The organism is Sphingobium sp. RAC03, from assembly GCF_001713415.1.
Lineage (GTDB): Bacteria > Pseudomonadota > Alphaproteobacteria > Sphingomonadales > Sphingomonadaceae > Sphingobium.
Window position 1 is genome coordinate 1,738,303 of record NZ_CP016456.1, and the last position, 23,609, is coordinate 1,761,911.

At 64.2% G+C, this 23,609-nt stretch carries 24 protein-coding genes; 9 read left to right on the forward strand and 15 right to left on the reverse strand.

The window, feature by feature from the left end; genetic code table 11:
• The first annotated feature begins 16 nt into the window (after window positions 1–16).
• Window positions 17–1,543: a lipopolysaccharide biosynthesis protein gene (locus BSY17_RS12955; protein WP_069065814.1), complete on the forward strand. Its 1,527-nt coding sequence runs from the start codon at window positions 17–19 to the stop codon at window positions 1,541–1,543.
• A gap of 39 nt (window positions 1,544–1,582) precedes the next feature.
• Here the strand turns inward: BSY17_RS12955 and BSY17_RS12960 are convergent, their stop codons facing one another.
• Complete coding sequence (locus BSY17_RS12960; protein WP_069065815.1) at window positions 1,583–2,584, reverse strand: adenosine kinase; 1,002 nt, start codon at window positions 2,582–2,584, stop codon at window positions 1,583–1,585.
• 140 nt (window positions 2,585–2,724) lie between these two features.
• On the opposite strand from BSY17_RS12960, the gene BSY17_RS12965 reads away from it, so the two are divergent.
• The 3 genes from BSY17_RS12965 (at window position 2,725) to BSY17_RS12975 (ending at window position 4,768) form a co-directional block, all read left to right on the forward strand.
• Window positions 2,725–3,390, forward strand: a complete 666-nt coding sequence (locus BSY17_RS12965) for an EI24 domain-containing protein (protein ID WP_069066962.1) — start codon at window positions 2,725–2,727, stop codon at window positions 3,388–3,390.
• Window positions 3,387–3,758, forward strand: coding sequence for a hypothetical protein (locus tag BSY17_RS12970; RefSeq protein WP_069065816.1), 372 nt, complete (start codon window positions 3,387–3,389; stop codon window positions 3,756–3,758). The genes BSY17_RS12965 and BSY17_RS12970 overlap by 4 nt, the downstream gene beginning before the upstream one ends.
• Before the next feature lie 434 nt (window positions 3,759–4,192).
• Window positions 4,193–4,768: a hypothetical protein gene (locus tag BSY17_RS12975; protein WP_150125791.1), complete on the forward strand. Its 576-nt coding sequence runs from the start codon at window positions 4,193–4,195 to the stop codon at window positions 4,766–4,768.
• A gap of 307 nt (window positions 4,769–5,075) precedes the next feature.
• Here the strand turns inward: BSY17_RS12975 and queG are convergent, their stop codons facing one another.
• Entirely contained in the window at window positions 5,076–6,167 is a 1,092-nt protein-coding gene (queG, locus tag BSY17_RS12980; RefSeq protein ID WP_083217203.1) for a tRNA epoxyqueuosine(34) reductase QueG, read from the reverse strand.
• Between the two features lie 43 nt (window positions 6,168–6,210).
• Between queG and BSY17_RS12985 the strand changes: the two genes are divergently transcribed.
• Genes BSY17_RS12985 through msrB form a run of 3 tightly spaced genes read left to right on the forward strand, consistent with a single transcriptional unit; the run spans window position 6,211 to window position 8,887 of the window.
• The gene (locus tag BSY17_RS12985) at window positions 6,211–7,182 is read left to right on the forward strand and encodes an ABC transporter ATP-binding protein (RefSeq protein ID WP_069065818.1); all 972 of its coding nucleotides are present in this window, start codon (window positions 6,211–6,213) and stop codon (window positions 7,180–7,182) included.
• A gap of 13 nt (window positions 7,183–7,195) precedes the next feature.
• Window positions 7,196–8,386 carry an ABC transporter permease gene (locus BSY17_RS12990; RefSeq protein ID WP_069065819.1) on the forward strand — a complete coding sequence of 397 codons (1,191 nt, stop codon included), beginning with the start codon at window positions 7,196–7,198 and terminating at the stop codon, window positions 8,384–8,386.
• An 18-nt stretch (window positions 8,387–8,404) separates the two neighbouring features.
• Window positions 8,405–8,887, forward strand: coding sequence for a peptide-methionine (R)-S-oxide reductase MsrB (msrB, locus tag BSY17_RS12995; protein ID WP_069065820.1), 483 nt, complete (start codon window positions 8,405–8,407; stop codon window positions 8,885–8,887).
• Here msrB and BSY17_RS13000 read toward each other — a convergent pair.
• The 11 genes from BSY17_RS13000 to mgtE all read right to left on the reverse strand — a co-directional run bounded on the left by BSY17_RS13000 (window position 8,874) and on the right by mgtE (window position 20,525).
• Entirely contained in the window at window positions 8,874–10,631 is a 1,758-nt protein-coding gene (locus tag BSY17_RS13000) for a hypothetical protein (protein ID WP_069065821.1), read from the reverse strand. The genes msrB and BSY17_RS13000 overlap by 14 nt on opposite strands.
• The gene (locus BSY17_RS13005) at window positions 10,609–11,016 is read right to left on the reverse strand and encodes a GtrA family protein (RefSeq protein WP_069065822.1); all 408 of its coding nucleotides are present in this window, start codon (window positions 11,014–11,016) and stop codon (window positions 10,609–10,611) included. The genes BSY17_RS13000 and BSY17_RS13005 overlap by 23 nt, the downstream gene beginning before the upstream one ends.
• Before the next feature lie 4 nt (window positions 11,017–11,020).
• Entirely contained in the window at window positions 11,021–12,556 is a 1,536-nt protein-coding gene (locus BSY17_RS13010; protein WP_069065823.1) for an NAD(P)/FAD-dependent oxidoreductase, read from the reverse strand.
• 178 nt (window positions 12,557–12,734) lie between these two features.
• Window positions 12,735–13,067, reverse strand: coding sequence for a UrcA family protein (locus BSY17_RS13015; protein WP_037473749.1), 333 nt, complete (start codon window positions 13,065–13,067; stop codon window positions 12,735–12,737).
• A gap of 222 nt (window positions 13,068–13,289) precedes the next feature.
• The gene (gene purH / locus BSY17_RS13020; RefSeq protein WP_069065824.1) at window positions 13,290–14,879 is read right to left on the reverse strand and encodes a bifunctional phosphoribosylaminoimidazolecarboxamide formyltransferase/IMP cyclohydrolase; all 1,590 of its coding nucleotides are present in this window, start codon (window positions 14,877–14,879) and stop codon (window positions 13,290–13,292) included.
• 80 nt (window positions 14,880–14,959) lie between these two features.
• Window positions 14,960–16,363, reverse strand: coding sequence for a UdgX family uracil-DNA binding protein (locus BSY17_RS13025; RefSeq protein WP_069065825.1), 1,404 nt, complete (start codon window positions 16,361–16,363; stop codon window positions 14,960–14,962).
• A 10-nt stretch (window positions 16,364–16,373) separates the two neighbouring features.
• The gene (locus BSY17_RS13030; protein ID WP_069065826.1) at window positions 16,374–16,835 is read right to left on the reverse strand and encodes a hemerythrin domain-containing protein; all 462 of its coding nucleotides are present in this window, start codon (window positions 16,833–16,835) and stop codon (window positions 16,374–16,376) included.
• 81 nt (window positions 16,836–16,916) lie between these two features.
• Window positions 16,917–17,261: a hypothetical protein gene (locus tag BSY17_RS13035; RefSeq protein ID WP_409593663.1), complete on the reverse strand. Its 345-nt coding sequence runs from the start codon at window positions 17,259–17,261 to the stop codon at window positions 16,917–16,919.
• 83 nt (window positions 17,262–17,344) lie between these two features.
• A complete protein-coding gene (locus tag BSY17_RS13040) occupies window positions 17,345–18,589 on the reverse strand; it encodes a putative DNA modification/repair radical SAM protein (RefSeq protein WP_069065827.1) in 1,245 nt (414 codons plus the stop codon).
• A 72-nt stretch (window positions 18,590–18,661) separates the two neighbouring features.
• The gene (locus BSY17_RS13045; protein WP_069065828.1) at window positions 18,662–19,060 is read right to left on the reverse strand and encodes a DUF1489 family protein; all 399 of its coding nucleotides are present in this window, start codon (window positions 19,058–19,060) and stop codon (window positions 18,662–18,664) included.
• A gap of 31 nt (window positions 19,061–19,091) precedes the next feature.
• Window positions 19,092–20,525, reverse strand: coding sequence for a magnesium transporter (gene mgtE / locus BSY17_RS13050; protein ID WP_069065829.1), 1,434 nt, complete (start codon window positions 20,523–20,525; stop codon window positions 19,092–19,094).
• 168 nt (window positions 20,526–20,693) lie between these two features.
• Between mgtE and BSY17_RS13055 the strand changes: the two genes are divergently transcribed.
• Window positions 20,694–21,146, forward strand: a complete 453-nt coding sequence (locus tag BSY17_RS13055; RefSeq protein ID WP_043152197.1) for a peptidylprolyl isomerase — start codon at window positions 20,694–20,696, stop codon at window positions 21,144–21,146.
• A 78-nt stretch (window positions 21,147–21,224) separates the two neighbouring features.
• Here the strand turns inward: BSY17_RS13055 and BSY17_RS13060 are convergent, their stop codons facing one another.
• Both BSY17_RS13060 and BSY17_RS13065 read right to left on the reverse strand, forming a co-directional pair.
• A complete protein-coding gene (locus BSY17_RS13060) occupies window positions 21,225–21,899 on the reverse strand; it encodes a hypothetical protein (protein ID WP_237236308.1) in 675 nt (224 codons plus the stop codon).
• 11 nt (window positions 21,900–21,910) lie between these two features.
• Window positions 21,911–22,594, reverse strand: a complete 684-nt coding sequence (locus BSY17_RS13065) for a peptidase (protein WP_069065831.1) — start codon at window positions 22,592–22,594, stop codon at window positions 21,911–21,913.
• 314 nt (window positions 22,595–22,908) lie between these two features.
• On the opposite strand from BSY17_RS13065, the gene BSY17_RS13070 reads away from it, so the two are divergent.
• Window positions 22,909–23,463, forward strand: a complete 555-nt coding sequence (locus tag BSY17_RS13070) for an outer membrane protein (protein WP_037480083.1) — start codon at window positions 22,909–22,911, stop codon at window positions 23,461–23,463.
• The last annotated feature ends 146 nt before the right edge of the window (window positions 23,464–23,609 follow it).

Consider the following 23,609-nt stretch of genomic DNA (forward strand, 5'->3'; position numbering starts at 1 on the left):
GCGCCGCAGCATCCATTTGTCTACAGATAATCCCACGGGTCCGTCCCTATCGCCCGCTGCCGTCGCGCAGAGCGATCAGGATGATATCGCCGCCCTGGCCAAGGGCGGGCGGACCAATATCTTCGGCTTCCTGCTGCGGCTCGCGGCGCGGCTGCCCTTCCTGTTCATCGCCGGGCGCGTCTATGGTGCCGAAGCGCTGGGCCGCTTCGCCTATGCGGTGCTGGTGGTGGAATTCGTCGCGCAGCTTGCCACGCTGGGGCTGAAGCGCGGCCTGGCGGGCGCGCTCAGCCAGACCGAACGGCCGCATAATCATGTCGTGACCGATGCGATGGTGCTGACGCTGACGGCGTCGCTGCTGGGTGCGGGGTTGCTGCTCGTTTTTCCGCAAGCGATGTTCCCCAATAGCGGCATCAATGGGCTTGACCGGTTGCTGGCCTTGATCGTGATCGCGGTTGCCGGGTCGGACGTGGCGCTGGCGGCCTGCGCCTATCGGTTCGATGTCGGCGCGACGGTGCGGGCACGGGCGATCATCGAGCCGTGGACGATCAGCATCGCGGTCTTTGCCTTTTCCTTCTACTCCCGGCGGGACGGCCTGATCATGGCCTATGCCATGGCGATGACCGCGGCGTTGATCGCCTCGCTGATCCCGATGGTGCGCCATTATGGCATGCCGACGGGCTGGCGGCCTGATTTTCCGCGGCTGTGGCGGATGGCTCGGCGCAACCTGCCCCTGGCTGCGGCAGATGGCGTCGAATGGGGATCGCGCCGGTTGGACATGGCGATATTGGGCCTGTTCGTCAGCCCGGCGGTGATCGGCGTCTATTATGTCGCGCAGCAGGTCGCGTCGCTGCCGCAAAAGCTCAAGACCAGTTTCGACCCGATCCTTGGGCCGGTCATCACCCGCAACCTGGCCGAAAACAACCTTGTCGGCATTGCGCGGCAGGTGAGCCAGGTGGGTTTCTGGATCATCGCGGCGCAGGCGGGGATTGCGCTGGCGCTCGCCATTCCGGGCGAAGCGGTCATGGGCCTGGTTGGTCCCAATTTCGTCGCGGGCACCGGGGCGCTGGGCTTCCTGCTGCTGGCCGAAGTGATCGCGGCGACGGCGGTCGTCAGCGAATCGGCGCTGGTCTATATTGCCCGGCACCGCAATCTGATGATCTCGCTGGGCATGATCGGGTGCCAGGCGGCGTTCAGTTTCGCGCTGATCCTGGGTGCGCGCGCGATAGAATTGCCGCCGATGTGGGTGGCGGCGGCACCGGCGCTGGCGCTGTGCCTGTCGCTGGGCATCGGGGCGTTCGTCAAGGCGCGGTTGCTGTCGCGCTTGCTGGGTGCGCCGATCAATGCCTGGCGCTGGTCGCTGCTGAGCGCGGCGGCGGTTGCCAGCCTGGTCGGGGCGGGCTTCGTCGCCCTACCGCCGCGGTTCGAATGGGTCGAGCTGGCGGTCGGCATCTGGGCGATTTTGGGCGCTTATGGCTTCGTCATCTGGCGCTGGGGCTTTGGCTCCGAAGACCGGGCGCTGTTTCGGAAGAAGAAGGTAGACTGAACGGACGGAGGGGCAACACCCCTCCGCTTTTCCGTTCGATCAGGCGAAGAGCTTGTCGCGGATGATGCCGAGATCGGCTTCGGGGCGAGCGCCCCAGTGGGAGATGACTTCGGCCGCGGCGGCAGCACCCAGCGCCAGGCAGTCTTCGACCCCGCGCCCGTCGATATGGGCGGCGAGGAAGCCGGCGGCGAACAGGTCGCCCGCGCCGGTGGTGTCGATGATTTCGGTCACAGGCGCGGCGGGCGCTTCGTAACGGATGCCATCGACGATCGCGACTGCGCCCTTTTCACTGCGGGTCGAGACCAGCACCGGCACCTTGTCGGCGAATAGGGCCAATGCCTTGTCGAAGCCCTCGACGGCGGCGAGCGACTGGATTTCGCCCTCGTTCGAGAAGAGGATGTCGATCTGGCCATTGTCGATCAGGTCGAGGAAGTCGGCGCGGTGGCGGTCGATCACGAAATTGTCGGACAGGGTGAAGGCGACCTTGCGCCCCGCGCCGCGTGCGGCGTCGATCGCGGCGCGCATTGCGGCGCGTGGCTGTTCGGGGTCCCAGAGATAACCTTCGAGATAGAGGATGCCGGCCGAGCGGATAAGGTCGAGGTCGAGCGCGGCTTCGGGCAGGAATTGCGAGGCACCCAGAAAGGTGTTCATCGTCCGCTGCGCGTCGGGCGTCACCAGGATCAGGCAGCGCGCGGTCGGGATATCGCCGGTGGCGGCGGGCGTGTCGAACCGGATGCCGAGCGCGCGGACGTCGTGGGCGAACACATCGCCCAGCTGATCGCTATTCACCTGGCCGATGAAACCGCAGTTTTTACCAAGCGCGGCAAGGCCCGCCAGCGTGTTGGCGGCCGATCCGCCGCTGATTTCCTTGGCCTGTCCCATATCGGCATAGAGGCTTTCCGCCATGTCGGCGTCGATCAACTGCATGCCGCCCTTGGTCAGCGCATGTTCGGCGAGGAAGGCGTCATCGCTACGGGCCAGAACGTCGACGATGGCGTTGCCGATCGCAACGACATCCAATGTGGGGGCGGGAGAGGTCACGCAAATTCCTTGGGCGAAAAGAGAAATCAAAATCCCGCCGTCTCTATAGGCGCGGCCCGCGCGGTGCAACCGGTGCACATGGGGGGGGCGACAGGACGGGGCGATTGACGGCGATGGCCGGGGCGCGGATAGTCGGCTCCATGATCCTGACCGCTGCGCTGCGCGCTTTTCCCTCCCTCTTCCATGGTGCGGCGTTGCGTCTGCTGTTCAAGACGCTGGCGCTGACGCTGCTGATCTTCGTCGCGCTGGGCGGCGGCATATGGGCGGGCTTTCATGCGCTGCGGCTCCATTATGGCTGGGGTGGGGGCGGTTTGGCCGAAGCGACGGCGACCGCGCTGGCGGTGGTGGCGCTCGGCTGGCTGTTGTTCCGGGCGACGGCGATGGCGGTGATGGGCCTGTTTGCCGACGACATCATCGAGGCGGTCGAGCGCCAATCCTATCCCGATGCTGCCGCTACGGCGCGGCCGGTCGGCTGGGCGCGGAGCGGACGCTATGCGCTGGCGTCGCTCCGCCGCACGCTGGGGTGGAACCTGCTGGCGCTGCCCGCCTATTTGTTGCTGCTGGTGACCGGGGTGGGAACGATCGCCCTGTTCCTGGCGCTCAATGCCTATCTGCTGGGGCGCGACATGGCCGATATGGTCGAGCCGCGTCATCCCGCGCTGCCGCCGATCGGACGGGGCAGCCGCTGGCTGATGGGGCTGTTGTCGGCGATCGCCTTCCTGGTGCCGCTGGCCAACCTGCTTGCACCGATCTGGAGCGCGGCTATGGCGGTGCATATGCTGCATGGCCAAAGGAAATCCGCATGACATCCCTGCGTCCCGCGCTGGCGGCGCTGCTGTCGCTGCCGCTTGCCGCCTGTGGTGCGGGCACGGTGGTCCCGCGCACCGGCACGCCCGCTCCCGCCGGTCCGCCCGCCAGCGCCTTTGCCAAGCAAGGCCCGCTGATGGGGTCGGATGCGGGTGCGCTGACCCGGATGTTCGGCACGCCCCGGCTCGACATTCGCGAAACCACGGTGCGCAAGCTGCAGTTCGCCAATGGCCGCTGCGTGCTCGACGCCTATCTTTATTCGCCCGCGCGGGGAAAAGAGCCGGTGGTGACGCATGTGGACGCCCGAACGCCAACAGGATCGGACGTCGATCCGGCCGCCTGCGCGACGGCGCTGCGGGTGAAATAATCGGCCATCAGGGTCACAGGGTTGAAGTTCACGCCGTTGCAGGCGTGGGTTTTGCTGGGCTTTTGGGCGCAATAGCCATGGCGACGTACCGCCGACGCGACAGCGAAGCACCTGCAAGGTCACAGCTACGCGCCACCCACGCGACGGGGACGAGACAGGTGGGTCACAGGCGCGCGACGATTTGGGGGGTATTGGCAGGGGGCGGCTGGCGCGGAGGGCGTGCGGGTCCATCGATAAGGATAGATCAGAGGAAATCCTACATTGAAAGGGGAATAGGATTTGGAGCGCACCCGCTCGGATAGACTTTGTTCTGGGAGGATGGGAAGGGGTGGGCGGAATGTCTGGTATGGATCAAATTAGCCTAAAAGCAGAACCTTAGCTTCAAAGAAAATTAAACAGAATTGGTTAGGGGCTTCCATAAGGGAGACATGTGTATGCGCCGGATAGCAATGCTGGGTATTATGGGACTCATAGTGGCTAGCCCTTTGCAGGCGCAGGCAGCGGGCACCGCCGACCTTGCCACGCGGTTTTTTAACGTCATCCCCGATGTTTGCTTTCAAGCCGCGCGAGGGAAGCCGCCTACGCGTGAGACTGCGGCGAACCTTCTCCTCGAAATTGCATTGGAAATCCCTCCAACGGTTAAGGCCCATTTCAATCGAGTTCCTACATGGTTTCGATTGAAGGCGCAGCCGGATGAAGTTTTTATCGGCGTCGGAGACAGTCCGGGAGCCTGCCATGTCGTGTTGGCCAACACAAAGCAGACGGTGGAAGTTCGCACCAAGGTTGCCACGCTTCTGAAGGCTGGTGGATTTCAGGTTGTCCACGAAAACACCATTCCTGGCTCAGACATTGACATGCTTTTCGTTTCAAAAGCACCGGATGGCTACATGCTCATTTCGCTCCAGGCTCCCCGGAATGTGGTACGGGATGGCGTAGGGGATCAAGGAGCCGTTCATGTAAAACTTATGCCGGCGGCCATGTTTGAATCGATGATTTCTAAGCGTCAGTAGTCCGGTTTCAGGGCTTTCGGAGAAATCAGGCAACGGCAGGAAATGGTCGCTCTTAGTCATCCTCCCCTGGCAGGGGAGGTGGCTGGCCGCAGGCCAGACGGAGGGGTGTTGCCCTATCGATGGGGTGGCACCCCTCCACCACTTCGTGGTCCCCCTCCCCTTACAGGGGAGGATTTTAGGCTAAAGGCGGCGTTGCGCTTTGTCTGCCCGTAGCCCTCTCCCGCCTTCACGGGAGGGGGGTGAAGGAGGGGCTTACTTCCGGCCTGGTGCGTCCTCAGAAAGACAGAAAGACCCTCACCGACTGCGACTAAGGCAGCAGGCTGCCAAGTCTTCGTAGCCTCTCCCGCGAAGGCGGGAGAGGGCCAAGGGGGGCGGCGCTCGATAGTTTTCCGATTGCCCATGTCGCCGCTTCCGCCACCACCGGATCGTCATCCCCGACCAACGCCTCCAGCCGCGCCAGCAACCGCGCGTCCCCGCTATTGCCCGCCGCGATGGCCGCGTTGCGGACCAGGCGGTTGCGGCCGATGCGTTTGATGGGGGAGCCGGAGAAGAGTTCGCGGAAGTCGGCATCGCCTAGCGCCAGCAGGTCGGCGAGTTCAGGCGCGGCGAGTTCAGCGCGGCCGAGGAAGGCGCGGTTGGCGGCCGCAGCGTCGGCAAATTTGTTCCAGGGGCAGACGGCCAGACAATCATCGCAGCCATAGATGCGATTGCCCATGCCGGCGCGCAGGTCGTGCGGGATCGGCCCTTTATGTTCGATCGTCAGATAGGAGATGCAGCGGCGCGCATCGACGACATAGGGGGAGGGGAAGGCGTCTGTGGGACAGGCGGTCAGGCAGGCGGTGCAACTGCCGCAATGATCGCGTTCCGCGCCGTCGGGGGCCAGCGTCAGCTCGGTGTAGATCGCGCCGAGGAACAACCAGCTGCCATGGTCGCGGCTGACGAGATTGCTATGCTTGCCCTGCCAGCCGAGCCCCGCGCCCTGCGCCAGCGGCTTTTCCATCACCGGCGCTGTATCCACGAAGACCTTGAGCGCGCCGGGCTGTTGATCGACCAGCCAGCGGGCCAGCGCCTTGAGCGCCTTCTTCACGACGTCATGATAATCCTTGCCCTGCGCATAGACCGAGATGCGCGCGCGGTCTGGCACATCGGCGAGCGCCAGCGGATCGCGCCCCGGCGCATAGCTCATGCCCAGCATGATGACGCTGCGAACGTCCGGCCACAGCCCCTGCGGCGAACCACGCTGTTCGGCGCGCTCCTCCATCCATAGCATGTCGCCATGATGGCCCGCGTCGAGCCATTGGCGCAGCCGCTCGGCGCTTTGCGGGGCGGCATCGGCGGGCGCGATGCGGCAAATGGCAAAGCCCAGTTGCGCGGCCTGCACCTTTAGCCGTTCTTCCAAGGTTTCGGTTTGCACGGCCACGGGTCCAGACTATCACAAGGGCATGAACGGCGACACTCCGGGCCTTGCTCCCGCTCCAGCCTATGCCCTGGAAGGCCATGGCCTTGTCAAGACTTTCGGCAGCTTCCGCGCGGTCGATGGGGTCGACATCGCCGTGCCTGCAGGCACCATCTATGGCGTGCTTGGCCCCAATGGCGCAGGCAAGACGACGCTGTTGCGCACCTTGCTCGGCATTATCGATCCCGACGAGGGGCATCGTAGCCTGCTGGGCGCGGAGCAGCCGCTGCGCATGGCGCGGCAGGTCGGCTATCTGCCGGAGGAACGCGGGCTTTATCCGTCGATGAAGGCCTATGAGGCGATTGCCTTCATGGGCGCGCTGCGCGGGCTGCCGCTGCGGCAGGGGCGGGTGCGGGCGCGCGAAATGCTGGAGGGGCATGGCATGGGCGCGGCGATCAACAAGCCGATCCGGCAATTGTCCAAGGGGATGGCGCAGACGGTGCAATTGTTCGGCACGATCATCCACGAGCCGCGGCTGATCGTGCTGGACGAGCCCTTTTCGGGGCTGGATGCGATCAACCAGGAGAAGTTGGAGCGGCTGATCCGCGAACAGGCGCAGCGGGGCGTCACCGTGCTGTTTTCGACCCATGTCATCGCCCATGCCGAACGCTTGTGCGAGCGGGTCGCGATCGTCGCGGGCGGGCGCATCCGGTTCGAGGGCACGGTGGACGATGCGCGCGCGCAGTTGCGCGCCCAGGTGCGGTTGCGCACGCGGGCGCGCGAAGGCGCGTGGCGGGCGGCGTTGCCCGCTGATGCGACCCAGGAAGAGGGCGCGTGGCATTTCGCGCTGCCCGATGGCGGGATCGAGCCGTTGCTCCGCGCCTTGCTGGACGGCGATGCGGGGATTGAGAGCCTGTCGATCGAGCGGCCGGGGCTGCATGATGCGTTTGTGGCGATTGCGGGCGCGGCGGCGGCGCAGCAGATGCGCGATGATGCCGAGCGGGAGGCCTTAGTATGAAGAAGGTTGGGGCATGAGGGAAATGTGGCGCGCTGCCTTGGTGATCGCGCGGCGGGATTTCACCGCTGTCGTCCTGTCCCGTACCTTCATCCTGTTCCTGCTCGGGCCGTTGCTGCCGATCCTGATCGGCATGGTCTTTGCCGGGTTCACCGACAAGATTTCGAGCACCGACCTGCGCCCCGTGGTCGGCATTGCCATGCCCGCGAACGAGGCGGCGCGGCTGGAGCGGGCGCATGGGCGGCTGACCGAGCGGATGGGGGATCAGGCGCTGGTGCGGGTGCGGCGGGTGCCGATGACGCCTGCGCCGCGCGTGCAACTGGCGCGGGCGGATTCGGCGGTGGTGGCGATCCTGTCGGGCACGGTCGCGCGGCCGGTGTTGACTGGCAAGGCGGAGGATCTGGACCGGCTGCAGGGTGACCTCAGCCTGATCGCCAGTGCGGCGCAGGCGGAAAATACGCTGCGCATGGTGCAGGTGCAGCGCGAGGAAGTCGCCACCAGCAACGGCGCGCAGGCGCAGGGACGGTTGCAGATCGGCCGGGTGGCGCAGATCGTGATGTTTTTCCTGACGATCCTGCTGGCGGGGATGATCCTGTCCAATCTGGTCGAGGAAAAGACCAACAAGATCATCGAGATATTGGCAGCGGCCGTGCCGATCGACGCGATTTTCCTGGGCAAGCTGATGGCGATGCTGGCGATGAGCTTTGTCGGTATCGCCTTCTGGGGTGGGACGGCCTTTGCGATCTTCCTGGCGTTGGGGGGCAATGGCGCGGCGGTGCCGGTGCCAGCGGTCGGCTGGCCGGTGTTCCTGGCTCTGGCGGTCATTTATTTCGCCATGGCCTATACGCTGCTCGGCTCGCTCTTCCTGGGGATCGGCGCGCAGGCGGCGACGGTGCGCGAGGTGCAGACGCTCAATATGCCCGTCACCATGGGGCAGATGATGATCTTTTTCTTCGCCAGCTATGCGATCGACCATATGGGCAAGGCACCGGAAATTGCCGCAGCGATCTTCCCGTTCAGCTCACCCTTCACCATGATCGCGCGCGCGGCGCAGGATGATGCGCTATGGCCGCATCTGCTGGCGATCGTCTGGCAGGCGCTGTTCGTGGGGTTGATCATCCGCGTCGGCGTGCTGCTGTTCCGCCGCCATGTGATGCAGTCGGGCGGCCGCTGGTGGAAACAGTTGTTCAGGGCTTCGACAGGCTAGGGCGGATAGAATCGCGCGATGAACAGACGACATCTTCTTGCCGGCATGGCGACCGGCGCGGTGGCTTTGGGTTTCTGGCGATTGGGTCTGGGCGAAGCCGAAGCCGAAGCGGCCTATCCCTTTGCCCTGACCGATGCGCAATGGCGCCAGCGCTTGTCGCCGCTTGCCTATAATGTGCTGCGCAAACAGGCGACGGAGCATCCCTTCACCAGTCCGCTGGATAAGGAAAAGCGCGCGGGCATTTTCGCCTGTGCGGGGTGCGACCAAAAATTGTTCAGCTCGAAAACCAAGTTTGACAGCCGCACCGGCTGGCCGAGCTTCTACGCGCCGTTGCCCAAGGCGGTCGGCACCAGTCGCGACTTTGATCTCGGCTATCCACGCACCGAGGTTCATTGCGCGCGTTGTGGCGGGCATCTGGGCCATGTGTTCGATGATGGGCCAAGGCCGACAGGCAAGCGCTATTGCATGAACGGCGTGGCGATGCGTTTCATTCCGGCCTGATGCGGTAGAGGCGTAACGGTCCCCTGGCGGGGAGCGGTTCGAGCCAGGCGGGCGGTGCGCCCTTTGCCAGCAGGGCGGCGAGGCCAGCGGGGTTGGTTTTGGCGTAGAGCCGCAGTTCGTTGAGGCCATTGCAGGTGACGAGATAGGTTGCGTGCGTCCTTGTGATGATGGCGCGAGCTTTGTCCGGCGAGTCTACGAAAGCCTGGATAACGGTGGTAATTCCAGCGGTATTACGATGATGACCCGTGCCAATAATGGCATGGGAAGTACGTATGAGAATGGGAGGACCGATATCCAGCGGCGCAAACAGGGTTGTGCTGGGCAGCGTCCTAAGTGGTGCCAAAATTTGGCTAGCGCCGCAATTTATGCCAGCCTCTTCATTCGGGTCGGCAGGCGCAGTGATAATTACCCATATAATCGACATTGCTACCGGGGTCAGCAGCGCCAGCGCGGCTGATCCTGCTACACGTATAAATGCGTGGCTTGAAGCCCGGAGTCGCCGAAAGAGGTCCGTCAGTAGCCAGGCGATGCCCGGCAAGGCGAAGAGATGAGCAACCGACAATGCCCGCATTACCAAGATGGCAACGCCCGTCGCGCCCAGTAATAGCGATGCGATCGTCAGCCAGAGCATCCGCGCCTCGCCCTGCGTTGCGCGTGCCGCAGATAGTGATGCCGCCAAACCAAGCAGGGCTGGCATTAGGATCAAGCCGCGAATAGTCAGAAGCTGCTCCCAGATTGGGCGTCCTTCCATGACCCGAAGATACCAAAGCTTATGGGCCAGTGGCCCGATCGTCGCGAACGGATCGCCCGACAGACAAGAGCCGCCCGTCAGCGCAAAGGTCGCCAGCGCCGCACCGCCGCCGATCAGGGCGATAGCGAGGCGGCTATTTGCGGTGGATGCATCGATCAGCCGGGTAGCCGCAAGTGTGGCGATCGCGAGCGCGACCAGCGGCCAGACATAGACATAGGATAGCGCGTCGCAATGGCTGGCCATGGCGGCATTCGGCCCGCGCAACAGCACCAGCAAAGGGAGGGCGACGCCGCCCAGGGTGAGCGCGAAAGCGATGAAGCGTGGCGCTTGATCGCGGGCGATCCAGTGGCGCAGCGCGAAGGCCGCGCCAAACAGCGCGACATAGGGCAGGCTCTCACTCGAAATCTGAAGCCAGAGCGCCATCGCCAGCGTGGCAACGATGCCGCCGCGCGCTGGCCTGTCGTCGGTCGCGCCGCACAAAGCGATCGCGGCCAGCAGAATCTGCCAGCCATGATGGTCGATGCGCAAAGGGGTGAATTGCACCAATATGCTGGGTGTCGTCAGCAACAGGGCGACGCTCAGCAAGGCAACGATAGGCCCGGCGATCCGGCGCGCGGCGATAAATGCGGCGGCCGTCAGGCCGCCTAGCAACAGCAGTGGCACGATCGCACAGGCCAGTATTTCGGCGCAAGCGGCACCAAGCAACGGCTTGAACAACAGAATCAGCGCGATGATCGGCATGTCGACGATGCGCGACCAGTGCATCGGGCCACCGAGCGGCGGGTTCACCCGATGCTGGGATACGTCCCAAAAGGTCTGTCCGCCGACCCAGTCACGAATCTGCGCCAACCGCATAGCATCGTCAGCATCGCGGAAGGCCAGCGTCGGGATATCGGCGCGGAACAACCATAGCATCACCGCGCTACACAGCATCCAGCCCAGCAGCGCGAAGAGCGCCGCTCGGTTACGATCAGGCGCGGGCGAAGATAGCATAAGTGCGGATCGCATAGACGGTGAGGAAACTCACCGGGATGGAAACGAGCTTGGCAAGCGCCGGGGCGAGGCCAAGCGCGCTCAAACCACCGACAAGGAACAGGGTCAGGCCCATGCCGAGCAGTGCGCTCGCGACAAAGCCCGCGCGCTGCGCATGGGTCGGTCCCGTGCCGATGTCGAACACGAAGCGGATGCTGATCCTCCAATGGACCAGTAGCCCCCCGGCATAGCCGCCAAAGGCCGCGAGCAAGGGCGGCACACCCCCTTGGTCCAGCGCCAGAAACAGCCCCATGTCGCTCGCCAGCGCGCAGATACTGGCGAGCAGATAGCGGGCAAAGGTCGCGCGCACGACCAGCATGGCCAGCACGCGCAGCCGGTCGATCATCGGATCAGGCGGCCTTCAGCCGCGATGGCACGGCGCGGCTACTGCCGAGCGCCGCCTGCGTATCGGCATCCATCCCATCAATCTGGCCCTCATCACCTGCCTCATGATATTCGGCGTCTTCATTGACCGACCAGACGTCATGGACGCGCGCGCCCGCGACGATGTTGCGGACGGTCAGCATCGCCGTCATCATCGCATGATCCTGATTATTATAGCGGTGCATGCCGTTGCGGCCGACCATGTGCAGCGTGGGATAGCGCGCTTCGAGTTCGCTCCGCATCGCCAACACATTGGCGGCATAGGCGTCGTCATAGACGGGATAGGCCTTTTCCTGCCGCACCACCGCGCCGCCCACGACATCGTCGGGGTTGCAGAGGCCGAGCAGCGCCATTTCCCGCGTCGCCAGCGCGATCAGATCGGTGTCGGTCGAGGACCAGAGGCCGTCGCCTTCGAAACAGAAATATTCAAGGCCGACGCAGGCCAGCGTCGGGTCCGGCACCATTTCGGGCGACCAACTGCGGAAATTCTGGATGCGGCCGACCTGCACCTTGCTGTCATGGATGTAGATCCAGTTGTCGGGGAAGATATCCTCCCCCTTCACCATCAGGGCGACAGTCAGGAAGTCGCGATATTTGAGGTCCATCGCTTCGGGCAGCGTCGCGGGCAGCGGGTGGATGCGGGCGGCCAGTTCGCGCATCGGCGCGGAGGAAATGACATGGGCGGCGGTGATCACGACATCGTCCTGCGGTCCTTCGGCCACCAGTCGCCAGCCGTCGCTGCCCGGTTCCTGTTCCAGCCGCTTGAAACTGTGCGCCATCAGCACCTGATTGCCGCCTTCGACCACGCGGTCGCGCGCGGCTTCCCACATCATGCCGGGGCCAAGGCGTGGATAGCGGAAGGTTTCGAGCAGCGTCTTGGTCGCCATGCCGTCATTGGGCTTCTTGTTGAAGCCAAGCGAGCGCTTGAGGCCATCCACCACCGCGCCCCACAGCGACAGACCCTTGATCCGCTGCGCCGCCCAGTCGGCCGACATTTCGTCGCACGGCATGCCCCACACTTTTTCAGTGTAGGTCTTGAAGAAGATCGAGAAGAGCTTGTGGCCAAAGGCGTTGACGGTCCAATCCTGAAAGGAGCGGACGTTGCGGTTGGGGAAGAGCCGCGCCTTGGCGAAGCTCGCCATGCACAGGGTCGAACGCCAGACGCCCAGATTCCACAGCGCTTCGAACGCGCGCAGCGGATAGCTGTAGAATTTGCCCTCATAATAGATGCGGCTCATCCGGGGACGCTGGATGAAATCGTCGGGCAATATCTCGTTCCACAGGTCGACCACCTGCTGCGATTTGGAGAAGAAGCGATGCCCGCCAATGTCGAAGCGGAAGCCGTCCAGTTCGACCGTACGGCTGATGCCACCGACATAGACGGGGTCTTTTTCGATCACCGTCACGCTATAGCCCTGCTTGGTCAGCAGATAGGCAGCGGTCAATCCGGCCGGGCCAGCGCCGATGATGGCGACGTCCACATGTTGGTCGGTACGCAGCATGGCAGGCTATTCCCCCGATGGTCTTTCGTCGCTTCGGGAGTGAAGGAAATCTTCTAAGGACTGGTTAATGGCGCGTAAGCAAAGCGCCCATGCGCTGCTGCTCATGACAAAGGGCCGCCCCGCTGATGCGGAACGGCCCCCTGCAGTCCCCTTCGTGGGGGAGGGCGACAAGCGGCAATCAGATCTGGCGCTGGGCCATATTGCTGAGGTCGCTGCGCGCACCGTCCATGGCCTGGCCAAAGCAGGTGCGATAATCGTCGGTCACGGGCAGGATCGAGCCGTTGACGAAACCGCACACCTGCTTGGCCGCACGGGTCACGCGCGAATCGGCGCGACGCATGTCGCGGCTCTTGGCAAGGTTGAGGTCCGCCACGGATACGGCGATCGAGCGGGTTTCGGTGCCCGCATGGCCGTCCACGATCACATCCATGTCATTGCTGCCGGCGCTCGCCATAGTGGGCAGCGCAAGGGCCATAGTGGCGGCGAATGCCACCAGCATCTTCTTGTTCATCCTATTCTCCTGTCGAACATTTTGTTTTTTTTCAGCCCCACATCTGCGTGGAAATAGGGTCACGCTGTAAATAAGCCTCGCCAGTGCCTTTGAAAAGGGGCCAGTTGACAAAAAATGGCGGAAAACCGTTATTTTGCGGGTGCGAAGGGAATGTCTTCGCACCCGTGTCATAGCTTTGCGAACAGGCTTGGCCCGTTCGTGCCGCACCGGCCTTTTTAACGATTAATGCCGGAAGTGGCGCATGCCGGTGAAGACCATGGCGAGGCCTGCTTCATCAGCGGCGGCAATCACTTCGTCGTCGCGGATCGATCCGCCCGGCTGGATGACGGCGGTCGCCCCGGCCTCAACCGCGGCCAGCAGGCCATCGGCGAAGGGGAAGAAGGCGTCGGAGGCTACGGCCGAGCCGATCGTGCGGGGCTCGCTCCAGCCCGCCTTTTCGGCCGCGTCCTTCGCCTTCCACGCGGCGATGCGCGCGGATTCGAGGCGGTTCATCTGGCCCGCGCCGACGCCCGCGGTGCTGCCGCCCTTTGCATAGACGATGGCGTTGGACTTCACATGCTTGGCCACGGTCCAGGCGAAGAGGCAGTCGGCCAGTTCCTGCTCCGTGGGTTCGCGCTTGGTCACGACCTTGAGCGCGTCGCGCGTCACCTGGCCATTGTCGCGGCTCTGCACTAGCAGGCCGCCCGCTATGCTCTTGATTTGCAAGCCGGTCCGCGCCGGATCGGGCAGGTCGCCGGTCAGCAGCAAGCGGAGATTCTTTTTCTTGGCGAAGATGGCGCGCGCGGCATCATCGGCATCGGGCGCGGCGACGACTTCGGTGAAGATACCGCTGATCGCTTCGGCGGTGGGACCATCGAGCGGGCGGTTGACCGCGATGATGCCGCCAAAGGCCGACACGCTGTCGCAGGCCAGTGCCGCCTCATAGGCTTCGATCAGGGTCGCGCCGGTGGCGACCCCGCACGGGTTGGCATGCTTGACGATCACCACGGTCGGCGGGCCGTTGCGAAATTCGCTGACCAGCTCAAGCGCGGCGTCGGCGTCGTTATAATTATTATAGGACAGTTCCTTGCCCTGGATCTGGGTCGCTTGGGCAATGCCGTTCGCCGACGGGCTGGTGGGCAGATAGAGGGCAGCCGACTGGTGCGGATTTTCGCCATAGCGCAGCGTGGTGCCAAGGGTGCTGGCGACGGCGAGCGTTTCGGGGAAGGTGACGCCTTGGTCGGCGAAGGCGAACCAGCTGGCGATCATCGAATCATAGGCAGCGGTTGCAGCATAGGCTTTGGCGGCCAACATCCGGCGGAAATCATAGCTGGTCGCGCCGCCCTTTTCGTCCATTTCGGCGATCAGCCGGGCATAGTCGGCCGGATCAGTGACGATCGCGACGCTTTCATGATTCTTGGCCGCCGAACGCACCATCGAGGGGCCGCCAATGTCGATATTCTCGATGATCTCGTCGCGCTCTGCGCCCTTGGCCACGGTCGCGGCGAAGGGGTAGAGGTTGACGACGACCAGGTCGATTGCGCCGATTTCATGCGCGTCCATCGACGCGACATGCGCCGGGTTGTCGCGCACCGCGAGCAGGCCGCCATGGACCTTGGGGTGCAGCGTCTTGACGCGGCCGTCCATCATTTCAGGGAAGCCGGTCAGGTCGGAAATATCCATGACGGTCAGGCCCGCGTCGCGCAGCGCCTTGGCCGTGCCGCCGGTCGAGACCAGTTCGACGCCATGTTTGCCCAGCGCCTGTCCCAATTCGATGAGCCCCGCTTTGTCCGACACGGACAGGAGGGCGCGCTTGATGGGATAGTCGGTCATGGCGGGGCTTTCTAGGTTGCGGGTCGGACGGAAGCGTTCGCGCAAGGCCTTTAGGCGTGCGGCCCACAAAAATACAGGGTTTAGTCGGCGGTCAGAGCGCGGAGCCGATCGCCGATCATCGCCAGGTCGGCGACGAAGCGCGCTTGCTCTTCCGCCCGCCGGTCTTCGTCGGGCAGGCGCAACAAATAGCTGGGGTGGACCGTCACCCAGCCTTCCGCGCCGTCTTCCAGCGGGATGGCGGCACCGCGCGTCCCGCTGATGGTCACTGCCTTGCCCAGCATCGCGCGCGCGGCGGTCGCGCCCAGCGCGACGATGATGCGCGGCCGCAGGATTGCGCGCTCCTGGTCCAGCCACCAGCGGCAGGCCTGGACCTCGCCCGCCACCGGGGTCTGGTGGATGCGCCGCTTGCCGCGCTGTTCATATTTGAAATGTTTGACCGCATTGGTGACATAGGCCTGGGCACGATCGACGCCCGACTGCGCCAGCGCCGCGTCGAACAAGTGCCCGGCCGGACCGACAAAGGGACGACCGGCCAGATCCTCATGATCGCCCGGCTGTTCGCCGATGAACATCAGCGGCGCGGCCAGCGGGCCTTCGCCGAACACCGTCTGCGTGGCGGGTTCATGGAGCGGACAGCGGGTGCAGGCCATGGCCTCGGCGCGCAGGCTGGCCCAGGCGGTCGCGGCATTGCTTGCGCGCTTGGGCGGGGTCGGGGCGGTGGCGATCATCGCCGCCTCGCGCTGTTGCGCTCCGGCGATCAGGTCAGGGATGAGCGATGCTTCGGGCAGGTTCTTCCAGTATTTTTTGGGCATTTCCGACAGCATCGCGCCGGTCTTGAGCCGGGCGGGGTTGAAGATCGCGGCATAATAGCCCTTCCACAGCGCCTCGACCGGGTCGCCCTGCGGCGCGTCGGCGCGGCTGGCGCCGGGGCCTTCGCGCAATGTCGTTCCGTCCCAATGGATGCTGATGTCGGGCGTCAGGATCGACCAGTGCATCGTGGCGAAGCGGCGCATGAAGAAACCGGCATTGGCGCGCACGATATGATGGTCCGGCTCGAACCAGGCGACGAAGCGCGGGCCGTCGGCATCCGCCATTTCGCGGAAGCGGACGAAGGCGCGCATCTTGTGAATGTCGCGCCGCACCGACTTGGCGAGCGCCTGCACCCGCGCCAGCATCGGGTCGGCGCTGTCCTCCATCGTGCCCGGCCGCGCGCGCACGCGGCACAGCAAGGCGTAGAGAAAGGCGAAGCGGCTTGGGCCGCTGTGCAGGATTGCGCTCTCGGCCAGCGAGACGAAGCTGCGCGGAACGGAAAAGGCGCTGCTTTTGTCTTCGGGGGGAAGCGGGGCGTCGCCGAACAGGTCGCCCGGCGAGTCCCCGACCTGCCACACCACATCGGCGGGATCGACGCCCGCCATCGCCAGCCGCCGCGCCGCCGACCGCCAACCGTCCATATCATCGGGCGCGGTCAGGGCGACGCGGTGCATGGTGTCTCGCTTAATCCTCTGCCTGGGCGCGTTCCAGTTCGGCGGGCTTGCGCTTGGCAAACAGCGCGCCGAGCTTTTTCTCTTCGTCCGCCGTCAGATCCTTGGCGGCGGTCGGGAACATCTCTTCCTCTTCCTCCTCGATATGATGGAGGTAGCGCTTCTTCATCTCGGCAAATTTCTTGCGCCAGGCTTCGCCGTTGAATTTCAGCCCGTCCAGCTCTTCTAGATAATCGTCGATTTCCTTATGTTCGGACACGCTATGCTGCGCATCTTCGCGCAGGTCCGGGCGGGACAACATGGTGGCGTAGAGCGTTTCCTCCTCCGCGGCGGCATGGGCGGTCACTTCGACGGCGAATTGTGCGAACAATTTTTCGAGCTGATCGTCGCTTTCCGCCTTGGCCATCTTCTCGAAAAGCTGGCGATGCGCGTCATGATCCTGTTTCAGGCGATCGAAAATAGTGATGTCGGCCATGCTGGTTCCTCCCTGGTTCGAAGGATCACAACGACGCGAACGGCAATTGGCTCCCGCCGATCGGCCTTCAGCCGAACGCCTTCAACCGAACAGGGCGCGGAAGATGATGGCGACGGGAATCCAGAGCGCCGCGCCGATCAGGCTGGCGGCCCAGAGTTGCACGACGTCGCGGCGGAAGCGGAGCGCCAGGCCGCTGCGCGACAGGCTGCTATGGTCGAGCATCTGCCAGCGCCGTTCCAGCCCGCGCGCGGCGATGGCATAGCCGCCGATCGCGACGATGACGCCCAGGTGCAGGACGAGCGATCCGCCCATCTTTGCAACGATGAAAATCTGCAACAGGCAGAAAACCACCAACGCCGCCGCCAGATGGCTACTGATCCGCTTCGCAAAGCCGCCGCTGCGGCCCATTGCCTGATTGTCGAACATCGTCGCCAAGACCCGACCCCCTGAATGACGGAAAGCCAAAGAATTCCACGATCGCGACTCGGAAGCAACCGGAAAAGTCGCGGCTACACAAAGAGTTCGAACTGGCTGGCGGGCGGCGTCATGCGCGCGCGCAGATCGGCCCGGTCGATAAGCGCCACGGGGCGCCAATCCGCCGCCACCAGAAAGGGCCGCAGCTTCTTGATAGAGGTCGTCATCCGCGCAACATCGTCGAGCCGCAACCGGCGATGGCGGCGGCTGGCGAGGATGCGATCGACCGCCTTGACCCCCAGGCCCGGCACCCGCAGCAGCGCCTCACGCGGGGCGCGATTGACGTCGACCGGAAAGATGGCGCGATGGTTGAGCGCCCAGGCGAGCTTGGGATCGATGTCGAGCGGCAGGTGGCCGGTTTCCGCGTCAGTCGCCGCCGCCACTTCGCTCGCGTCATAGCCATAGAATCGCATCATCCAGTCGGACTGGTAGAGCCGATGTTCGCGCATCAGCGGCGGGCGCTTGAGCGGCAGCACGGCGCTGGGCGAGGGGATGGGGGAGAAAGCGCTATAATAGACCCGGCGCAACCGGTGCCGGTCATACAGGCTGCTCGCCCGCGTGATGATCGCCCGGTCATCGGCGGCGTCCGCCCCCACGATCATCTGGGTGGACTGGCCCGCCGGCGCAAAGCGCGGGGCATGGCGATATTTGCGGCGCGCGTCGCCGCTATCCTCCATCTCGGTCCGCATCTGGCCCATCGCCCCTTCGATCCGGGTGCCGTCCTTTTCCGGCGCCAACCGCTTGAGGCCGCTTTCGGTCGGCAGTTCGACATTGATCGACAGCCGGTCGGCATGCAGCCCCGCCTGCCGCATCAGACCGGGGTCGGCATCGGGGATGGTCTTCAAATGGATATAGCCGCGAAAATCATGATCCTCGCGCAGCGACCGGGCCACCTCGACCATCTGCTCCATCGTATAGTCGGACGAGCGGATGATACCCGACGAGAGGAACAGCCCCTCGATATAATTGCGGCGATAAAAGCTGAGCGTCAGGTCCACCACTTCCTTGGCGGTGAAGCGCGCGCGGCGCACGTCGCTCGACTTGCGGTTGATGCAATAATGGCAGTCGAAGATGCAGCTGTTGGTCAGCAAGATCTTGAGCAGCGAGATGCAGCGGCCGTCCGGGGCATAAGCATGGCAAATGCCCATCCCTTCGGTCGATCCGATGCCCTTGCCGCCGCGCGAATCCCGTTTCGACGTCCCCGACGACGCACAGGACGCATCATATTTGGCGGCATCGGCGAGGATTTCGAGCTTCTGACGAGTGGACATCTGAACCATAGTGTTCGTGCTATGTTCTTTCTAGCGACAAGTCCAGCGTTTCAAATGCTTATGCCCTTTAGACCAGACCGATTAGACCAGACCGAGCTTCGCCAGTTCGTGCAGCAGGGAAGGGGGCATGGCGTCGCGCGCATCGACTTCGCCATCGGCAAGGTCCGGCGGCGCGTCCTTGTCCTCCAGATAGCGCCAGCCCTGATGCGCGCGCTTGGGCGCGGCGTGGACAGGGATCAGGCGCGGTTCGAGCCGGACCCAATGGCGACCCTGACCCGTTTCCTCGAAGCCCAGGATCGGGCTGCGGCCGACGATCATATGGGCGTGAATCCAGTAAAGCGATCCGCCCGCCATTTCCTCGACCCGCTTGGGCAGGTAGCGGGTGGTGATCCGCGCTTCGCCGGGCTGGCTTTCCAGCCAGGCGCGCAGGGTGGCGGGGCTTTCGCTGCGAAAAGCGATCTTGGTGATGTGCAGCGGCATGGTCGCGATTTGGGGACGGACCAGCGCGGCTTCAACGCAGGAAGAGCGTGGCCAGCCCCAGGAAGGTGAAAAAGCCGAGCGAATCGGTCATCATCGTGACGAACACGGCGGAGGATACGGCGGGATCGACATTATTGCGTTCCAGCGTGACCGGCACCAAAACCCCGGCAAGCCCCGCGACCATATTGTTGGTGAGGATCGCCGCGCCGAACACGAGCGACAGGTCGAGCCGCCCATAAATCACATAGGAGCCGATCGCGATCAGCGTGCCCAGCGTCGCGCCATTGGTGGCGGCAATGCGGAATTCGCGGCCGATCATCCGCGCGGTGTTGGAACTGGTCAGCTGGTTGGTGGCGAGCGCGCGCACGACCACGGCCAGCGTCTGCGTGCCCGCATTGCCACCCATGCCCGACACGATGCCCATCAGCGCGGCGAGCATGGCGAAGCGCTCGATCGTCCCTTCGAACAGGCCGACGACCGACGCGGCCAGCATCGCCGTGCCCAGATTGACGACCAGCCAGATCAAGCGCGCGCGCACCGTCATCAGGATCGGTTCGTTGATGTCGCCTTCGCCCGCGCCCGACAGGCGCAATATGTCTTCGCCCGCTTCCTCGGCAATGATGTGGACGACGTCATCGACCGTGACCATGCCGACTAGCCGCCCGCTTGAATCAACGACGGCGGCGGAAATGAGCGCATATTTCTGGAAGCGTAGCGCCACTTCCTCCTGGTCCATATCGACCGGGATCAGCGTCTGTTCGCGCTTCATCAGGTCGGCCATCGCGACCGAACGGGGGCAGGTGAGGATCCAGCTTAGCTGGCAATAGCCAACCGGCCGATGCATCGCATCGACGACGTAGATTTCCCAGAAATCGGCGGTCAGGTCGCCATGATCGCGCAGATAGTCGATCACCTGGCCGACCGTCATATGTTCGGGCACCGCGACCAGGTCGCGCTGCATCAGGCGTCCGGCGGATTCCTCCGGGTAGGACAGCGCGCTTTCGATCGCCGCGCGGTCTTCGGGGTCGAGGGCATCGAGGACGGCCTGCTGGTCGGCATCGTCCATATCCTCGATCATCGCGACGGCATCGTCGGTGTCGAGTTCGGCCGCGAATCCCGCCACCTGTTCGGGCGCAAGGTCGCCGATCAGGTCGTCGCGGACATAGTCGTTGAGTTCGGACAGCACTTCCGCGCCGACCAGATCGCCGAGCGCCGCCGCCACCGCGCCGCGCCGGTCGGCGGGCGTGAGTTCGAGCAGATCGGCAATGTCGGCGGGGTGCAACGGCGACACGAGATCGCGCGCCCGCTCGGCATCGCCATCCTCCACCGCGTCGAGCACGGCCGTCACATATTCGGGTCTCAGCCGGTCATCCTCGTCATGACGGGATTCGGCCTGATCGATCGCGCTCGCGTCGATCAGTTCATCATCGGGCCGGGCATTGGCCTTGTCGCCGCGATCGCTCATGGCGCGCGCTACTGTCCGGTTCCTGTAACATGGGGGTGCTTTCGCCTATGCACACTGGAATTGCAATGGGGCGGCGGCAATGAACGCCTTATCCACAACAATCTTCCATCCCCTTTGTTAGCCTCTATATGGGGGCCACTACCCCTTCCCCGGCAAGAGAGGATCATCATGGCCGAAGAAACACTTACCCTCGCCCTCGACAGTGGCGGCGACGTCGTCATCAAGCTGCGTCCCGACCTCGCCCCCGGCCATGTCGAGCGCATCACCACGCTCGCCAAGGACGGCTTTTACGATGGCGTCGTGTTCCACCGCGTCATCGCGGGTTTCATGGCGCAGGGTGGCGATCCGACCGGCACCGGCATGGGCGGGTCCAAGCTGCCCGACATCAAGGCTGAGTTCAGTCGTCAGCCGCACGTCCGCGGCGTCTGCTCGATGGCGCGCTCGTCCAACCCGAACAGCGCCAACAGCCAGTTCTTCATCTGCTTCGACGATGCGACCTTCCTCGACGGCCAATATACCGTCTGGGGCGAAGTGACGTCGGGCATGGAGCATGTCGACGCGCTGCCCAAGGGCGAGCCGCCGCGCACGCCGGGCAAGATCGTCACGGCGACCGTCGCCTGATCTGACCATTACCGTCCGCTTCGGGAAGTCGAACCCCTGCCTTGCGGCGGTGTTCGCCCTTCTCGAAGCGGATGGCGCTTATTTCTTGCTCTTGCCCGCCATGCCGTCGGTCATGGAGATGGCTTCCATCGCATTGCTGGCATCTGCCGCCTGGATGGGCGGGGCATAGGCACCGATCCTTTCGATATGCCAGCGCCGCTGTTCGGCGGTCGATCCGGGCACGTCGTTGACGCGGTGCAAGGTTACCTGGCGCAAGGCGTAGAAGGGTTTGCCGTTCGCGGCGATCCGGCCATAAAGCTGGACTGGCACTATGACATAGAGCGATCCTGCCGCGCCTTCCGGCTCGGATGGCGCGCCGACATTGGCGTGAATTTCACTGAAACCCCGAAAACGCGCCGCGAAATGCGCGTCATCCTGCGTCCCGATTTCGCCGCGCGGATTCCACAGCGCCTGCGCATCTTCGAACCGCTTTTCCTCCAGCAGGCCATAATAGCCCTGCACGACCTGCGCTGCACCCGGCGCGCTGTCGGGATCGATCGATCCCTCGGCCAGCGGGGCTGGGTCGATCGGCAGGCCGCCCGGCGTGCCCGGCGCTGGCGGATCGAGCGGTTCCATCACCGCCATCGCTTCGGCCCGGAAGCTGTTTTCCACCTGGGCCACATTCGCGCCATTGGCGAGATTGTCGATCGCGCTTTCCTCCCGCCCGTCGCAGGCGGCGACGAGCAGGAGGGGTGTCAGTAAGAGTGCCTTCATCTGTCTCCGCATCAGTCTGGGCGTGTCCGCATGGCTGGGCCACGGCTGTTGGTGCGCGCCGGTCGATCGGCGCGGATACTGGGGGCGGGGCGATTGCCAACGCTACGCTGCGGCCGGGGCTGGCTCGCCTGCGGGCGATCCGGCCGGACCTGCGGCGTCGGGCGCACGGCGTTGTTGCCCTGCCAGCGGCCCCGGCCACGGTCGCCCTCTACGCCGGGCTGCGGCCGAGGACGGGTATAGCGGCCATCGCCTGGCCGACCATCATTGCCGCGTCCGCGCCATTCGCCCCGTCCATCGCCGCGCCCGTCATTATCGCGCCCACGCCAATCGGGCCGCCGGTCGGGTCGTCCATCGCGATCCCGGTCACGCCAGCGATTGTCGCCACGCTCGGCGCGGCGGCCTTCCCAATAGCGGCGCTGCCCATCGTTCCAGCGGTGACGACGTCCGCCCCGGTCGTAGACATAGTAGCCGTTACCGGGATAATAATAATTATTGTACCAGCCGCCAAAGGCGCCGGGCTGATAATAGCCTGCGGGACCATAATAGCCGTCGCCATAATAGCCACCACCGCCATAATAGCCCGTGCCGACGTTTACGCCGCCATAGCCATAGCCGTCATCATAGGCGCAGCCCCCCAATGCCAGCGCGCCAATCAGGCCCATCGTAGCCAGTAACCGATGTCGGATGCCCGTCATCGCCTTTCTCCTCATCTTTATCTGTCACTGACGTAACGCGGGCCGGTTGAATTGGTTGTGAATGAAAATGGGGTGCGCCGTCCAGCGTTTATCCGCCGTTCAGATAAGGGGTGTTTCGTTCATCTGAGCGACAGAAACCGTGTTTTTTCCGTCACATAAATGTCATTCGTCCGGTTTTTATCGTTCGTTCAGGAAACCTTCGGGCGGGTCCGGTCATTTTGTGTCGTGTCTGGTGCAGCAGCTTGGAGCGCTCGCGCCGACCCGGCGGGTCCACACCGCTGCTTATCCTCAACAATAGAAAAAGGGTTACCCCCATGAAGACACTGCTTTTCACAGCGGCTGCCGCTGCGTCCTTCATTCCCGCCGTCGCGATGGCGCAGGACGATGGCAGTTCTACCCGTCGCCTCGAACCTTATGTCGGCGTGATGGGCGGCGTGCATAATTTCGACAGCGAAACCGGCAAGGAAGGCATTCCGCCCGTGGGCTATAAGGGCCGCATGGTCGAAGGCGTCGCTGGCGTGAACTATAATGTTGCAGGGCCGATCGTTCTCGGCGTTGAAGGCGGCGCGTCCAAGGGCGTGTCGGGCGATATCGACTGGGAATATAATGCCGCGGGCCGTGTCGGTGTGAAGGCCGGCAAGGACAGCCTGATCTTCGGCAAGGTCGGTTACAAGTGGGTCAATTTCGACGCGCTCGGCCCCGATAGCCAGGACTTCCATGGCACCACCTATGGCGCTGGCGTGGAACTCTCACCCGCCGACATGGGCAGCTCGGCCATGAGCAGCAACATCCGTTTCCGGGTGCAGGCCGACACGATGGGCAATTTCCGTTCGATCCGCCCGATGGCGGGTGTCGTCGCCAAATTCTGATCTAAATTCGAGTTAAAGGTTCGGGCGGGCCGTAACGGCTCGCCCCCACCAGCCAATCCTTGCCGCGGCAAGGACTGGGGGTCCGGGGCGGTGCATTGGACTGCCGCCGTCCCGGATTCTCCCGTTTTAGAGTACTTTAGAGTATG

What these genes read in the sequence shown, in the direction of transcription:
- purH (WP_069065824.1), bottom strand. Translation starts at nt 14,879, where the DNA reads ATGACCGACTATCCCATCAAGCGCGCCCTCCTGTCCGTGTCGGACAAA.
- BSY17_RS13055 (WP_043152197.1), top strand. Translation starts at nt 20,694, where the DNA reads ATGGCCGAAGAAACACTTACCCTCGCCCTCGACAGTGGCGGCGACGTC.
- BSY17_RS13025 (WP_069065825.1), bottom strand. Translation starts at nt 16,363, where the DNA reads ATGCACCGCGTCGCCCTGACCGCGCCCGATGATATGGACGGTTGGCGG.
- BSY17_RS12975 (WP_150125791.1), top strand. Translation starts at nt 4,193, where the DNA reads ATGCGCCGGATAGCAATGCTGGGTATTATGGGACTCATAGTGGCTAGC.
- BSY17_RS13045 (WP_069065828.1), bottom strand. Translation starts at nt 19,060, where the DNA reads ATGCCGCTGCACATCACCAAGATCGCTTTTCGCAGCGAAAGCCCCGCC.
- BSY17_RS13000 (WP_069065821.1), bottom strand. Translation starts at nt 10,631, where the DNA reads ATGCTATCTTCGCCCGCGCCTGATCGTAACCGAGCGGCGCTCTTCGCG.
- mgtE (WP_069065829.1), bottom strand. Translation starts at nt 20,525, where the DNA reads ATGAGCGATCGCGGCGACAAGGCCAATGCCCGGCCCGATGATGAACTG.
- BSY17_RS12990 (WP_069065819.1), top strand. Translation starts at nt 7,196, where the DNA reads ATGAGGGAAATGTGGCGCGCTGCCTTGGTGATCGCGCGGCGGGATTTC.
- BSY17_RS13040 (WP_069065827.1), bottom strand. Translation starts at nt 18,589, where the DNA reads ATGGTTCAGATGTCCACTCGTCAGAAGCTCGAAATCCTCGCCGATGCC.
- msrB (WP_069065820.1), top strand. Translation starts at nt 8,405, where the DNA reads ATGAACAGACGACATCTTCTTGCCGGCATGGCGACCGGCGCGGTGGCT.
- BSY17_RS13070 (WP_037480083.1), top strand. Translation starts at nt 22,909, where the DNA reads ATGAAGACACTGCTTTTCACAGCGGCTGCCGCTGCGTCCTTCATTCCC.
- BSY17_RS12965 (WP_069066962.1), top strand. Translation starts at nt 2,725, where the DNA reads ATGATCCTGACCGCTGCGCTGCGCGCTTTTCCCTCCCTCTTCCATGGT.
- BSY17_RS13035 (WP_409593663.1), bottom strand. Translation starts at nt 17,261, where the DNA reads ATGTTCGACAATCAGGCAATGGGCCGCAGCGGCGGCTTTGCGAAGCGG.
- BSY17_RS12970 (WP_069065816.1), top strand. Translation starts at nt 3,387, where the DNA reads ATGACATCCCTGCGTCCCGCGCTGGCGGCGCTGCTGTCGCTGCCGCTT.
- BSY17_RS13060 (WP_237236308.1), bottom strand. Translation starts at nt 21,899, where the DNA reads ATGAAGGCACTCTTACTGACACCCCTCCTGCTCGTCGCCGCCTGCGAC.
- BSY17_RS13005 (WP_069065822.1), bottom strand. Translation starts at nt 11,016, where the DNA reads ATGATCGACCGGCTGCGCGTGCTGGCCATGCTGGTCGTGCGCGCGACC.
- BSY17_RS12985 (WP_069065818.1), top strand. Translation starts at nt 6,211, where the DNA reads ATGAACGGCGACACTCCGGGCCTTGCTCCCGCTCCAGCCTATGCCCTG.
- BSY17_RS13065 (WP_069065831.1), bottom strand. Translation starts at nt 22,594, where the DNA reads ATGACGGGCATCCGACATCGGTTACTGGCTACGATGGGCCTGATTGGC.
- BSY17_RS13030 (WP_069065826.1), bottom strand. Translation starts at nt 16,835, where the DNA reads ATGGCCGACATCACTATTTTCGATCGCCTGAAACAGGATCATGACGCG.
- BSY17_RS13010 (WP_069065823.1), bottom strand. Translation starts at nt 12,556, where the DNA reads ATGCTGCGTACCGACCAACATGTGGACGTCGCCATCATCGGCGCTGGC.
- BSY17_RS13015 (WP_037473749.1), bottom strand. Translation starts at nt 13,067, where the DNA reads ATGAACAAGAAGATGCTGGTGGCATTCGCCGCCACTATGGCCCTTGCG.